The organism is Mesorhizobium sp. M7A.F.Ca.CA.004.12.1.1, from assembly GCF_003997835.1.
GTDB lineage: Bacteria > Pseudomonadota > Alphaproteobacteria > Rhizobiales > Rhizobiaceae > Mesorhizobium.
Map to the genome: position 1 here is coordinate 1 of NZ_RZRK01001465.1, position 547 is coordinate 547.

1 protein-coding gene is annotated in these 547 nt (G+C 63.6%); it reads left to right on the plus strand.

The annotated features are described in order from the left end of the window. The coding region (locus EN984_RS37060; RefSeq protein WP_127384474.1) for an MBL fold metallo-hydrolase at positions 1 to 547 on the plus strand (547 nt) is incomplete at both ends.

Below are 547 nucleotides of genomic sequence, written 5' to 3' on the forward strand. Positions count from 1 at the left end.
TGCTCGACCTGCTCGGCGGCTTTGGCGAAAAGGGCCGCACCAGTCTTGCTGTCAGCAGCGGCAAGGATCGCATCCTGCTCGACGTCGGCATCAAGGTCGGCGCCTCGGGCGCGGACTACTATCCGGTGCTGAACGGGTCGGTCGCCGACATCGACGCGCTGTTCGTCTCGCATGCCCATGAGGATCATGTCGGCGCACTGAGTTGGCTGCTGTCGCGTGGCTATGCCGGCCCGATCTTCATGACGGCCGAGACCCGCAATGAGGCGCCCGCCACGCTCGCGGGCTATGCTGAGCCCGAGGATTTCAGGCGGTTCCCTTTTCCCGAAGACCGCATCGAATTGTTCCAACCCGGCGATACGCTGAAGAGCGGAAATCTCACGATCCGGACGGGACGCTCCGGGCATGTGGTGGGCGGCGTCTGGTTTGCCGTCGACGATGGCGAGAGCCGCGTCGCCTATTCCGCCGACGTGGTGCCGGACAGCAATGTCTTCGTCATGGACACGATCCCCCACTGTGATCTTCTTGTTCTCGACGCCTCCTATGGTGC